The following is a 12,005-nucleotide window of genomic DNA, read 5'->3' as shown; positions in this document are numbered from 1 at the left end:
AGGGCGAGTGGGTGAGTTATAGAGGGCGAGGGAAAGCGCGCGTCAGCCGCGCTCAGATGCGCGGAGAGACTTTCCACTCTTCCTCGATGGAGTACCCCGCGTCACCGATACCGTCGGTGACTTCGAGGTCGTAACACTCCCAGCGGAAGTCGTGGTTCACGTCGTCGCCGACGACGTGCGCGCCGACGCGGTACCAGCCGTCCTGTCCGAACTGGCTGCCGTCGTCGATGTCGTACTGGACGGTATCGTTCGGGTCCTGTATCTCGCGGTCCCACGGCACCGGGCCGGCGTCGGGCGCGTCGTCTCGCATCGCCGCGGTCGATCCGAGGTAGGCGATGCCGAGCGCGGCGACGCCGACGGGGAATCGACTCACTTTGCCGGCGTTGTTCTCGTACCAGTCGTCGGCGTAGTCGCCGCCGTGGTACCACGCGTGGCCGTGGACCGTCCGCGGGGCGGAGGCGTAGCCGCCCGTGCCGCGGCCGGTCGCGCCGCGGCCGCCACCGCCGCCGCCCTTGCCTTTCGCGCTCGCAACCCCGACGGGGCTGAGCGCGGCCAGCGACTGCGGGTCGAACCCTGACAGCGACGACTGGTCGGCGGCTTCGTAGCGGGACATCACCCACGTCTGGTCGGCGAGGTCGACGACGAGCGAGCCGTCGGAGACCTCGAATTCGGAGACGACGCTCGACTTTCGCGGGGGAGGGGAGTTCGAACCGAGACAGCCGGCGAGTCCGCCGACGGCCCCGAGGCCGGTCAGTTGGAGGAACGTACGACGCTTCATGGGGACTCTCGTCTCTGTCAATCAGAAAACTAGGATAACAGTCTTGTGGTTCGATACGTCTCGTCGGAGAGAACGTCGTGTCCGCTGACGGGTTTACGGGCGGACCGTCGCGAACGCGGTCCTGACGCTCCCGATGACCACCCTGTCGAGCGAGTGCGTCGCCGCGCCGAACGAGACGAAGAAGACGACCATGACGAGGAACTCGACGAGCGGGACCGCGCCGAACGGGAATACGCCGGCACCGAGGCCCGTGACGAGCCGGATGAACGCGATGCCCGCGTCGACGGCGCGGTCGAACGTGAGCACGGCGATAGAGCCGCCGACGACGGTGACGACGCCGTACAGGAGAAGTCGCGGGACGCTGGGGACGGCCCGTCCCGACGCTACGCGGTCGAGTCGGCCGGCGTCCCCGGCGACGACCCCGAGCGCCGCGAGTTGCCGGCGGAGTTGGTCGAGCGTCGTCACGACGAAGATGAACCACAGGAACGCCGCGAGTCCGAAGCCGACCGCCGACGCCGAGAGCCCGGGAACGACACCCGTCACGGTGTCGACGATAGTCGGCGTGGCGCGCTCGACGAACAGGTAGAAGACGACGAACCCGAGCGCCGCGTCCACGGGTCCGTACGCCGGAAAGGGCTCGTGTTTGCGAGCGCGGTCGGGACCGGTGTTCGCGTGCGCGTTCATACAGCGAGTAGACGTGCCGTGAGCGCATCAAACGGTGGCTCGATTGTCACGGCGCGGGAGTCAGCCCCAGGAGAGTGGTCACCGGATGCCGATCGGGAATGGTTCGGCACGCAACCGCCGCGGTCAATCGTCAAAGACGTGAACAGACTCCCGGAGCCCGCTCGTGAGTCGATTCACGTCCAGCCGCTCGGGTAAGTCGTTCCGCCCGTCGTGTTTCGTGAGCGAGCCGGGCTCGAACGCGGGGTTGCGCTTTTCGACCGTCTCCAGCGGCACCTTGGTCGTGACGGCGAAGTGCTCGACCGGGGAGACGAACCCCCAGAGCGCGCCCGCCGTGTTGAGAACGACGAGAATCGGTGTCCACGGGACCGCGAGGAGCGTGAGTTTCGACTCCGACCAGTAACTTGCCACGCCGGCCCCCGTCACGACGAACAGCGTGGCGAACTCGAGAAGGGAGCCGACCCGATAGAGCATCAGATCCGGGAGCGCGCCGGGGACGAGGAACGTGATGAACGTTATCACCGGGATGAGCGGCGAAAAGCCCCACGCGACGAGGCGGAACTGCAGGAACATCTGATAGTGCAGCGGTAGGAGGTCCGAATCCTGTCGCGTCCCGGAGAACCACCGGCGACGCTGCTTGAGCATCGTCATCACCGACGGCGGGGCCTGATTGCGGAACTTGCAGTTCAGCACGCTGAAATCGAGGTCGGCGGCGGCGGCGGCGCGCCACGCGAAGTCCGTGTCCTCGGTGATGGTCTTCGAGTCCCACGTGATGCGGTTTTCGAGGCTCGTCCGAATCGCGATGCCGCCGCCCCACGCGTACAGCGGGAAGCTGAAGCGGCCAAACGCCCGCTGTTCGCGCTGGTAACCGATGCGGAACACCTCCGAGAGGTACGTCACCCACGACCCGGTGTACACCGGCAGTTCGGTTATCTGGATGATGTCGCCCTCCGGCAACCCCTCGAAGTTCGCCATCAGCGTGTCCTCGTCGAGGTAGAGGACGAACTCCTTGTCGCAGGGGACCTCGCGGCGCGCCCATTCGAGCGCGCGGCCCTTGTGAGACGCCGTGCAGGTGAACTCCTCGGGAACGGCGTGGACCGTCGCGCCGTCGACCGAAATCGGTTTCTCCGCGATGACTCGAACGTCGGCGAGGTCGTCGGGAACCGCGTTGACCGTCGATTGGACGATGTTCGCCGCGTCGATAGTGATGATGCGCACTTGGATGTCGTCGTAGCCGTAGGCGACGTCGTCTGCGGGGACGGTCTGTCGCCACGCGAGGACGAGCACCTCGACGAACCACGTGAACACCGAGGCCGAATACAGCACGAAGACGGTCCAGACGAGCATCAGGAGGATGAACACCGCCAGTTCGGACTGGGCCCCAAACATATAGATTAAACATACATTCTTGAAATAATGAATGTTCGGACGTCGGAATCGGCCGACTCGCAACCGAGTCGAAACCGCGCGCCCGGGTTCCGACGTCCGTCCACCCAGCACGTCGGGAGACTCATTTTCAGACAGTTATAAACCCTTAATTGTTTGAGGTTACACACACCGTTAGAGTCAACCAATATCGGACTAGTGAATACACATGCACGCACAACACGACCGGTCGCGTCCGGCGACCGCCCCGTCCGAGCCGATTCTCCTCCACGGCGACGGCCGAGCGTCGCTGTCGGGCGCGGAGTTACTCGACTTCCCCGCCGAGGACCGAACGGTGACGGTCGCGTGCGCGTCGGGGGCGCGGCACACCGCGACGTGGACCGGGATTCCGGTCTTCGACCTCTTCGCTGACGTCGGCCTCGACGACGAGACGACGCACCTCGTCGTCGAGAGCGCCGACGGTTATCGCGTCTGTATCGACGTGTACGACGCTCTCGACGCCGTGCTCGCCTACAGCCGCGACGGGACGCCGATAGGCGAGGAGCACGGCTACGAGACGCGCTTTATCGCGCCCGACATTGACGGGTCGCGGACGGTGAAAGGCGTCCGCGCCGTCGAGGCGCGCGCGCTCGACCCGTCTACCGACCCCGAATCGCTCGAAGACATCTCCAAGAAACCCTGACCAGATGACGCGAGAGAGACGGAATCGGCCGGCCCGAACGGACGCGGCGGAGAACACCGGCGAGTCCGCCAGGGGGTCGGGCAGGCGGGCGTTTCTCGCGTCCGTCGGCGGGGCCACCGCGGCCGGCCTCACCGCGACAGCGGGCTGCCTCGGCCGAGCGGGGACGACGCCGACCGTGTCGATTCTCGCCGCCGGGAGCCTCCAGCGGGCGCTCACCGCCGAGTTCGAGCCCCCGGAGGGAACCCGCGTGGAGGTCGAGGCACACGGTTCCGCCCGCGTGGCGCGGATGGTCGCCGACGACCAGCGCGACCCCGATATCGTCGCCCTCGCGGACACGACGCTGTTCGACGCGCCGCTTTCTGTCCCGTGGTACGCGACGTTCGCCAACAACGCGCTCGTCGTCGCGTACAACCCCCAGACCGACGGCGGCGAGCGAGTCGCCGACGCCGCGTCGTGGCCCGACGCCCTCCTCGACGACGACGTCAGCCTCGGCCGAACCGACCCCGACCTCGACCCGCTGGGCTACCGGACGCGGTTCGCGCTCGCGCTCGCCGCCGACTACTACGACCGGCCGGCACTCGCCACCGACCTGCTTCGCCGCGACCAGATATACCCCGAGACGCAACTGCTCGCGCAGTTCGACGCCGGCGGCGTCGACGCGGCGTTCGTCTACCGGAGCATGGCCGTCGAGCGCGACTACCCGTACCTCGAACTCCCGGCCGAAATCAACCTGAGCGACCCTGAACACGCGTCGGCGTACGCGTCGGTCTCCTACACGCTCCCGGAGGGTATCACCGTCCGCGGCGGCCCAATCCGGTACGCCGCGACGCGACGAACCGACACGGCGGCGTCGAAATCGGTGTTCGAGGCGCTCGTCGGGACCGCCGGCGAGTTCCTCGAACCCTCCGGGTTCGCCGTGCGCGCGAGCCACCCGCACTACTTCGGAGATGTCCCACCGAGAGCCTAACAGCCGCGAGAGCGGCGTCACGCGGCTCCTGCCCGAGACGTGGCGAGGCTTGACGCTGCTTCTCGCGGGGATGCTCCTCGTCTACTACCTGCTTCCCATCGGCGCGCTCGTCCTCGCGCAGTCGCCGGCGTCGCTGGTCGGCGACGTGACGAGCGACGTCGTCGTGACCGCCGCCACCAACTCCGTCGTCGCGGCGACGCTGAGCACGCTGGTCGCCGTCGCCTTCGGCCTCCCCTTGGCCTACTGGCTCTCGCGCACGTCGTTCCGCGGCCGCGACGTGATTCTGGCGATGGTCATGCTCCCGCTCGTCCTCCCGCCGGTCGTCAGCGGGATGTTACTGCTCACGCTGGTCGGCCCCGCGGGCCTCGGTCAGCTGACGAGCGTCCCGCTGACGCGCTCGCTGGTCGGGGTCGTCCTCGCGCAGACCTACGTCGCCTCGCCGTTTCTGGTCGTGACCGCGAAGACGGCCTTCGACGGCGTGGACAGGCAACTCGAAGCGGCGGCCCGTTCGCTCGGCGAGGACCGCATCGGGAGCGTCCGGCGCGTGACGCTCCCGCTGGCGAAGCAGGGCATCCTCGCCGGGGTGACCCTGACGTTCGCGCGGGCGATGGGCGAGTTCGGCGCGACGCTCATGCTGGCGTACTACCCGCGGACGCTCCCGGTGCAGATCTGGGTGTCGTACCTCTCGACCGGCCTCGACGCCGCGTTCCCGGTCGCGCTCGTCCTCGTCGGCATCGCCGTCGGGGCGATTCTGTTAGTCCACGCGCTGGGGACGAACCCGTGGGAGTGAGGGCGAACGGACCGCAGGAGTCGTCAGGAGACGGAACGTAACCAACGACAGTCGTCCAACCGAGAGGTAGGTTCGCCCATCCACCAGACGGCCGGTTCGCGTTAAACGATGCGAAAAAAGCGACCGGTGCGACGTCCAGCCGCGCTATTCAGCACGCCGCTCCTGTTGCTCTCAGAGTGACTCACAGATTCGAGCCCGGGGCGGTATCCGAGCTTCCGTCGATTCGCTCGTACAGGTAGTACGAGTAGACGACGGTAACGCCGGCTGTCAAAAGCGCAGGAACGAGGAGGAAGTAGAGCGCGTAGTCACCGAACAACAGACCGACGAGCGTGAGGACGGCGGTGAGTTTGAAGAGTCGGCCGCCGAGTGCGTGAGTCCGTGCCCAGACCTCTTCGCTACTGAGAGTCCACGGCGTCCGGATACCGACGAACCAGTTCTGCTCGGCGTGCGCGAGTACGACGCCGCTATAATAAAACAGCCCAGCCACGGCGACGAGAATCAGGGAGGTGAAGTCGAACTCGTAGCCGAGATTGAAGGCGACGATGCCGACGTGAACGACGGACATGTAGACGGTGAAGATGACGACGAACCAGTCGTAGTAGGACCGGAACTCGGCGATGTTCTCTCGGAGCGGGTCGATTCGCGGGATGGCGGCGAACGTGACAAGGAGCCCCGCGGTCAGAGCGGGAATGAGCCAGAGGGCAAGCAGCTTCGGCATCGTCCCGTTGGGCTCGCCACCCGACCCCCAGTTCGTGACGAGCTCAGCGGGGAGCGATGGCGCGGCAAGCAAGCTCACGATACCGGACAGCGCGACGAAGCCCGCAGCCGCGAGGAACCGGTGAATCGTCTTCATACTGGAACGTACGGCCTGCGTGTAGATGAACGGGCGGGTGGGAAAGTCCGCCGGCCTCTCGTCATCGCGACAGGCCGGCGGTCCTCCGAGCGACCGGGGGGAGTTCGCCTCCGTCGCCCGTGACGTACTCACCCACGAAAGCCGAGCAGCCGAAGACCGTTCAGTGAGACGATGACTGTCGAGCCCTCGTGGCCGACTACTGCGAGCGGGAGCGGGATTCCTCGGAGGAGGATCGCACCGACCATGAGTGCAATCGCGCCGAAGGCGATTGCGAGGTTGATGGTGAGCGTCCGGCGAGTCCTGCGTCCGAGACCGAGCACGTAGGGAATCTTGCTGAGGTCGTCGCCCATCAGCACCACGTCGGCGGTGTCGAGCGCGACGTCGGTTCCCGCGCCGCCCATCGCGATGCCGAGGGTCGCCGTGGCGAGCGCCGGCGCGTCGTTGACGCCGTCACCGACCATCGCCACGTTCTCGAATCGCCCGACCAGGTCCTCGATGGTCGCCACTTTCTCCTCCGGGAGCAGTTCGGCCTGTACCTCGTCGATGCCGACTTCGTCGGCGATGCGCTGTGCGACGCGCTCGTTGTCGCCCGTCAGCATGACGATGTGCTCCACGCCGAGCGAGCGGAGGTCATCGATCATCTCGGCCGCGCCGGGGCGAACGGTGTCGGTGAAGGCGAGCCACCCCGACACGCTGACGTCGCCGTGGCGCTCTCGGGCGACGAGGACGCTCGTTTTCCCCTCTTCCTCTAACGTCTGGAGACGGTCGAGGCCCGGTTCGAGACCGTCGATCGCCGCGTCCCCGAGGATGGTCTCGAAATAACTTCGGTTCCCGATGTGCGTCGTCGTGCCGTCGACGTCCGCTTTGACCCCTTTCCCGGCGACCGACTGGAACCGCTCCGCGTCGGGGACGTCGAGTGACCGAGCATCTGCCGCCCGCACGGTCGCGCGGGCGAGGTGGTGCTCCGAACGGGCCTGCACCGCGGCCACGACAGAGAGGAGTTCGTCCTCGGTCAGCGTCTCGTCCGCCGTGTCGTCACGGACGAACACGTCGGTCAACTGCGTGTCCCCCTGCGTGAGCGTCCCGGTCTTGTCGAAGGCGACCGCATCGATGCGCGCGGCGGTCTCGACGTGCTCGCCGCCCTTGAACAGGACGCCCTGTCTGCCTCCGGAGGCGATAGCTGAGAGGACTGCCGCGGGCGTCGAGATGATGACCGCACACGGCGAGGCGGCGACCATGAGCGTCATCGCGCGGTAGAACGTCCCGGTGAACTCGTTCCCGAGCGCGACCGGAACGGCGATAGCTGCAATCGTGAGCCCGAACACGCCGAGGACGTACGGTTGTTCGAGACGGTCGATGAGCCGCTGTGTCGGGGCCTTCTCGCTTTGGGCGCGTTCGACCATGTGGATGAGGCGGCTGATCGCCGATTCGTGTGCCTGCCGCGTGACTTCGATTTCGAGGCTCCCGCTCTCGTTTATCGTGCCGCCGAACACCTCGTCACCGGGCACCTTGGGTACGGGAACTGATTCGCCGGTGAGCGAGGCTTGGTCCACCGTTCCCTCGCCGGACGTGACGATGCCGTCGAGCGGGATTCTGTCGCCGGGGCGGACGACGAACACGTCGCCGACGGCGACCTCCTCGATGGGAACCGTAACCTCCTCACCATCGCGGAGGACCTGCGCCTCGTCCGGCCGCATCTCGACGAGGGACTTGATCGCCCGGCGCGAGCGGCCGATCGCGTAGTGTTGGAGCGTGTTCGACAGCGAAAACAGGAAGAGCAGCATCGCTCCCTCGAACGGTGCGCCGATAGAGAGCGCCCCAAGCGCGGCGACGATCATCAACAGGTCGATGTCGACAGCGCCGTGACGGAGCGTCTCGATCGCCCCCTTGAGCCCGTACCAGCCACCGAAGGCGTACGCGACGCCGTAGCCGGCCCACATGAGGAGTGACGGTCCACCGAGCCATCCCGTCGCCAGGCCGGTCACCATGCCGACCAGCGTCAGCCCGACGAACACGGCCTCCCGCCTGAGGTCCGAGCGGGTGGTCGCCTCGTCGGGCGTCGTGTCGGGGTCGTCCCGAATCGAGACGTCGCGGTCGCGAACCGCTTCTCGAAGCTGTTCCTCCGAGGTGACGCTCTCGTCGTAGGTGATTCGAACGCTCCCCGTTCGGAACGAGACGTCGACGTCGTGGACGCCGGGCGTGTCCCGGAGGTATCGTTCGAGGGCTCGCGCTCCCGCTTCGCCGCGACCGCCTCGTCGCTCGATTTGGACAGCACACGTCGAGAGCGGGGACGATTCAGTAACGGTCACGCGGTCTCTCCATACACTGCATCCTGATTCTGTATTGTCGGTCTGTCATCGTGTCCCTGTCTGAGTGCAGACGAAGCGGGCCCCCACTGTCGACCGCCCTCGCGCCCTTCTGGTCCGAATGGTTCAACTGACGATCGTCACCGGAATCCGCGCTCGGCGGGTAACCGTCTCGGCAACGCTCCCGAGGAGCGCACGGTCGATTCCCGAGCGACCGTGGCTGCCCATGACGATCTGATCGATGTCGTGGTCGTCGGCGTATTCCAAGATTGCTCGTGCCGGTTTGCCGACCTCCGTGACGGTAACGAGTTCGGTATTCCGGTCCGCCGCGAGGTCCGTGGCCGTCGTGTGGATTTCGGTTGCGACTTCTTTCGCGTTCTCGTGCCAGTCTTCGGCGACTGGTAAGCCGCCAGCCTCCACGTCGATAACCGAGTCGAGCGGATTAATCACGTACATCGACGTGATGGACGCGTCCGGGAAGGTCTCGATGGCGTATGCGAGCGCGCGCGCTGAAAGCGGAGAGCCATCGAAGGCGACGAGAACGGTGACCGGCATGAGAGAACACTTCGTGGTGAGTAGGGATGAACGTACTGCCGCGCGGGTGGCGCACCGACGATTCGCGAAGGAGGGGCGTTCGCACAGACCGAGTCGCGGACATCACTCGGCCGGATTCGGCGATTGAACGCACTCACCTGCCTCGCGTGGCGACGTGAGTGTGCTAGCGATAGGCGTCGTCGCCGTCGGGTGTAGCCTTCTCGTCGGACTGCCGGCGTTCTCCGTCGCCCTAACCTCGCCATTCGGACGCCTCTACCACTCAACGAAAGGGTGGGACAGGCATAACCGTCCTGCACCGCTCTGTCTAGAGAGTTACTCATGAATATCTCTGAAATTCTCTCCACGAAGTTCACCGAGTTCGATATCGGGACGCCGCTGTCGAAGGTCGCCGGCGCATTCGAGAATCAAGAACTCGATGCCGTCGTGGTGACCGACGGTGACGAGTATCGTGGTGTTGTCAGCCGCCGACAGTTGGCCTCCTCGTCCAATCAGCCCTCCGCAAAGGTCGGCTCGCAGGTCCAGCACGTCCCGACCGTCGAGCGCACAGAGGACGTTCGAGAGGTCGCACGACTCATGATCGGGAGCGACGCTAAAACGCTTCCCGTACTCGATGAAGACCGTATCTTCGGTGTGGTGACCGCAGATGCTATCCTCGAAGCCGTGCGTCCGTTTCTCGATGCCGTGACCGTCGAAGACGCGTATTCGACGAAACTCGTCAGCACGACTCCCGAGGCGACGATCGGAAAAACGCTTAACGTGCTTCGGGAGTCCGGTATCGCCCATCTTCCCGTTATCGACGGGGACGAACTCGTGGGGATCGTAAGCCTGTACGACGTTATCGAATTCACGACGCGAGGTGGAAGCAAGAGCCAGGGAGGGTCGTCGGGCAGTTTCGGTGGCCGCGGACGCTCTGGGGGGTCTCACGGCGGGTTCGGTGCTCGCGAGGGCGACTCCGACCGGATGCTCGACCTTCCGGTCCGAAACCTGATGTCCGATGTCGTTGTGACGGTCCGCCGAAGCGCCCCGCTCGACGAGGTCGTCGAAACGATGTTCGAACACGAGGTCTCGTCGCTCGTCGTCACGGCCGACCAAACGGGCGAGCCAGTCGGAATCATCACCAAGACGGACGTTATTGAGGCGCTCACCTGGGAACGCGACGACCGGAATGCCGTGCAGGTGTTCGGACTCGACTTGCTAGAGGTGATGGACTACGACGACGTCTCCGCGTTGATCGAGAGCGTCACCTCGAAGTACGGCGAGATGAGCGTCATCAAGGCCAGTATCGAACTACAGGAACACAAAGAACAGAGCCGGGGCGTACCACTCGTGTTGGCACGGATTCGACTGGTTACTGACCGCGGGTACTTCACGGCCGACGGCGAAGGGTACGGCGCCACCCACGCACTCCGACTCGCCGCAAACGCGGTCGAACGCCAACTCCTCAAGGGGAAGACGTACGGTCAATCGAAGAAGCAATCCGACGCCGAGTCTCAAGAGCACCTCTACGGGTGGTGGCTCAGCGGGTGACGAACTCACCCTCCCACGAGAAGGCTGGTCGGCGTCGATCGACGGACTACCAGTGTGGTCGGTCGACCGTCACGGGACGAAATCGTTCATCGAGTTCGTGAGCACATATCTCCCGGACCATCCCGAACACCGTCCAGTATGCGGGAACGAAGCCCGCGCTCAGTCGGAGTGTCGGAGCGAAAAGCGCGATGACGACGGATTCCACTTCATGCACGCCTGTCCGGAGTGCGGGGCTGAGGAAGACGTATTTTTAAATCTCGCACCGGAACGCGGACGAACCAGACGGTAGTCGCACACCGATGACAGTGTAGTAAAAGCGGCGAGACGAACCTCAGCTCTGTGTTCGACGGGTGAACTCGTGGAGTTTCTCTTCGATGAGCGTCGCAACCCGTTCACTATATCGCCAGAGTGCCGCGTTGAGTCGCTCTTCGGCTTCGTCGTCGAGGTCGTCTGCCCCACGGAGGACGGAGTCTTTGGTGATCTGTGGGTGGTACACACAGACGACGCCGAGTGAGGTGTCCGAACTCGAGGTTCCCGCCGTGTGGATTCCGTACTGATCGGTTCCCCAGACACCATCGCCTCCCTCTCGTTCCAGTTCGGAGTCGAGCGCATCGAGCAGTTGCACTTCTTCGAGGGAGAGGATGGGGTCGTCACCCTCGAACAGTTCAGTGTACGCCTCCATCCTGGCACTTCTCGTCCACTGGTCCAACTGGGAACGCGCCCGTAGTACGAGTTGTCGTTCGTCTGGGAACTCGGCCATGCTTCTAGAAGGTGTGCAAGGCGAATGAGTGTTTGTACAGCGTCCACGGATGGTAGGTGCGTCAGTAGCGGTGGTGTACCTCAGGCGTCTCTATCACGGGCAGAGCATTCAAACAGAGTCTCCCCGTACATCGAGTATGTCGGTGAGAGAGCTATCGTAAAAGCCAACGACGGTCAGGCGGAGTACGCCACAATCCCGGAGACTATCGACATCCTCAGATATGTCGCGGAGAGTTTGAGTCTCTCTTTCAGCCGGTGGGACGAGCCGTACGTGACCGGACCGAGTCTCTATTTTATTGTCGTCGCTGACATCGATTTCGGAAGATACACCGATCCACTGGGAGACAACACGTGGCCCGTCGAACAGTGCCGGTCAGTCGGTATCACATCCAATGAGTTCATCGACGCAGCCCGCAACGTGGCATTCAGCTGCGATGGAGCAGTCGTCATTGCCGCGGATAAGACAATCCAAGAACAGATGGTTCGCGTTCGGACTCCAAATACTACTGAAGCGGTCGAAGAGACACCCATCGCCTCTGCCGCTTGGATGGGAACCAAACATCTCAGTGCGTTGGAAGTGTCTCTCCGGGAAGAAGTCCTTGCCAGTGTAACGCTGAGCGAAGAGAACGGCCGTGTGACCGTCTTTCGGAGTGGAGAGTATACTGACCGCGAACGTGAGGAGCTTGGGGGACGCTGGCGGACCGCACACTGAGGCTGCGCG

At 64.8% G+C, this 12,005-nt stretch carries 12 protein-coding genes; 5 read left to right on the top strand and 7 right to left on the bottom strand.

Features of this window, described 5'->3' with window-relative positions:
* Nucleotides 1-52 precede the first annotated feature (52 nt).
* The 3 genes from DEQ92_RS13165 to DEQ92_RS13155 all read right to left on the bottom strand — a co-directional run bounded on the left by DEQ92_RS13165 (nt 53) and on the right by DEQ92_RS13155 (nt 2,848).
* The gene (locus DEQ92_RS13165) at nt 53-778 is read right to left on the bottom strand and encodes a hypothetical protein (RefSeq protein WP_004971491.1); all 726 of its coding nucleotides are present in this window, start codon (nt 776-778) and stop codon (nt 53-55) included.
* A 93-nt stretch (nt 779-871) separates the two neighbouring features.
* A complete protein-coding gene (locus DEQ92_RS13160) occupies nt 872-1,462 on the bottom strand; it encodes a hypothetical protein (protein ID WP_004971489.1) in 591 nt (196 codons plus the stop codon).
* Nucleotides 1,463-1,585: 123 nt separating this feature from the next.
* Nucleotides 1,586-2,848: a glycosyltransferase family 2 protein gene (locus tag DEQ92_RS13155; protein ID WP_115820933.1), complete on the bottom strand. Its 1,263-nt coding sequence runs from the start codon at nt 2,846-2,848 to the stop codon at nt 1,586-1,588.
* A gap of 205 nt (nt 2,849-3,053) precedes the next feature.
* On the opposite strand from DEQ92_RS13155, the gene DEQ92_RS13150 reads away from it, so the two are divergent.
* The 3 genes from DEQ92_RS13150 to DEQ92_RS13140 are packed head-to-tail and all read left to right on the top strand — an operon-like array spanning nt 3,054 to nt 5,284.
* Entirely contained in the window at nt 3,054-3,527 is a 474-nt protein-coding gene (locus DEQ92_RS13150; RefSeq protein WP_115820932.1) for a molybdopterin-dependent oxidoreductase, read from the top strand.
* Between the two features lie 4 nt (nt 3,528-3,531).
* Entirely contained in the window at nt 3,532-4,494 is a 963-nt protein-coding gene (locus DEQ92_RS13145; protein WP_115820931.1) for an extracellular solute-binding protein, read from the top strand.
* Entirely contained in the window at nt 4,475-5,284 is an 810-nt protein-coding gene (locus tag DEQ92_RS13140) for a molybdenum ABC transporter permease (RefSeq protein WP_115820930.1), read from the top strand. Before DEQ92_RS13145 ends, DEQ92_RS13140 begins: the two co-directional genes overlap by 20 nt.
* 181 nt (nt 5,285-5,465) lie before the next feature.
* On the opposite strand, the gene DEQ92_RS13135 is transcribed toward DEQ92_RS13140, so the two are convergent.
* The 3 genes from DEQ92_RS13135 to DEQ92_RS13125 form a co-directional block, all read right to left on the bottom strand.
* Nucleotides 5,466-6,137, bottom strand: coding sequence for an SdpI family protein (locus DEQ92_RS13135; protein ID WP_115820929.1), 672 nt, complete (start codon nt 6,135-6,137; stop codon nt 5,466-5,468).
* Between the two features lie 128 nt (nt 6,138-6,265).
* The gene (locus DEQ92_RS13130; RefSeq protein ID WP_115820928.1) at nt 6,266-8,446 is read right to left on the bottom strand and encodes a cation-translocating P-type ATPase; all 2,181 of its coding nucleotides are present in this window, start codon (nt 8,444-8,446) and stop codon (nt 6,266-6,268) included.
* 123 nt (nt 8,447-8,569) lie between these two features.
* The gene (locus DEQ92_RS13125; protein WP_004971475.1) at nt 8,570-8,998 is read right to left on the bottom strand and encodes a universal stress protein; all 429 of its coding nucleotides are present in this window, start codon (nt 8,996-8,998) and stop codon (nt 8,570-8,572) included.
* 318 nt (nt 8,999-9,316) lie between these two features.
* Between DEQ92_RS13125 and DEQ92_RS13120 the strand changes: the two genes are divergently transcribed.
* Nucleotides 9,317-10,525 (top strand): CBS domain-containing protein, encoded by a 1,209-nt coding sequence (locus tag DEQ92_RS13120; protein WP_115820927.1) that lies wholly within the window; start codon nt 9,317-9,319, stop codon nt 10,523-10,525.
* Between the two features lie 331 nt (nt 10,526-10,856).
* Here the strand turns inward: DEQ92_RS13120 and DEQ92_RS13110 are convergent, their stop codons facing one another.
* On the bottom strand, nt 10,857-11,285 hold the full coding sequence (locus DEQ92_RS13110; protein WP_049904867.1) for a hypothetical protein: 429 nt from the start codon (nt 11,283-11,285) through the stop codon (nt 10,857-10,859).
* Between the two features lie 24 nt (nt 11,286-11,309).
* Between DEQ92_RS13110 and DEQ92_RS13105 the strand changes: the two genes are divergently transcribed.
* Nucleotides 11,310-11,996, top strand: coding sequence for a diadenylate cyclase (locus DEQ92_RS13105; protein ID WP_004971469.1), 687 nt, complete (start codon nt 11,310-11,312; stop codon nt 11,994-11,996).
* Nucleotides 11,997-12,005 lie beyond the last annotated feature (9 nt).

Origin of the sequence: Haloferax sp. Atlit-6N (assembly GCF_003383195.1) — an archaeon.
Taxonomy (GTDB): domain Archaea; phylum Halobacteriota; class Halobacteria; order Halobacteriales; family Haloferacaceae; genus Haloferax; species Haloferax gibbonsii.
Note: the sequence above shows the minus strand (reverse complement) of the source record. Positions and strands in the feature narration are given on the sequence as shown.

What these genes read in the sequence shown, in the direction of transcription:
- DEQ92_RS13165 (WP_004971491.1), bottom strand. Translation starts at nt 778, where the DNA reads ATGAAGCGTCGTACGTTCCTCCAACTGACCGGCCTCGGGGCCGTCGGC.
- DEQ92_RS13160 (WP_004971489.1), bottom strand. Translation starts at nt 1,462, where the DNA reads ATGAACGCGCACGCGAACACCGGTCCCGACCGCGCTCGCAAACACGAG.
- DEQ92_RS13155 (WP_115820933.1), bottom strand. Translation starts at nt 2,848, where the DNA reads ATGTTTGGGGCCCAGTCCGAACTGGCGGTGTTCATCCTCCTGATGCTC.
- DEQ92_RS13150 (WP_115820932.1), top strand. Translation starts at nt 3,054, where the DNA reads ATGCACGCACAACACGACCGGTCGCGTCCGGCGACCGCCCCGTCCGAG.
- DEQ92_RS13145 (WP_115820931.1), top strand. Translation starts at nt 3,532, where the DNA reads ATGACGCGAGAGAGACGGAATCGGCCGGCCCGAACGGACGCGGCGGAG.
- DEQ92_RS13140 (WP_115820930.1), top strand. Translation starts at nt 4,475, where the DNA reads ATGTCCCACCGAGAGCCTAACAGCCGCGAGAGCGGCGTCACGCGGCTC.
- DEQ92_RS13135 (WP_115820929.1), bottom strand. Translation starts at nt 6,137, where the DNA reads ATGAAGACGATTCACCGGTTCCTCGCGGCTGCGGGCTTCGTCGCGCTG.
- DEQ92_RS13125 (WP_004971475.1), bottom strand. Translation starts at nt 8,998, where the DNA reads ATGCCGGTCACCGTTCTCGTCGCCTTCGATGGCTCTCCGCTTTCAGCG.
- DEQ92_RS13120 (WP_115820927.1), top strand. Translation starts at nt 9,317, where the DNA reads ATGAATATCTCTGAAATTCTCTCCACGAAGTTCACCGAGTTCGATATC.
- DEQ92_RS13110 (WP_049904867.1), bottom strand. Translation starts at nt 11,285, where the DNA reads ATGGCCGAGTTCCCAGACGAACGACAACTCGTACTACGGGCGCGTTCC.
- DEQ92_RS13105 (WP_004971469.1), top strand. Translation starts at nt 11,310, where the DNA reads ATGAGTGTTTGTACAGCGTCCACGGATGGTAGGTGCGTCAGTAGCGGT.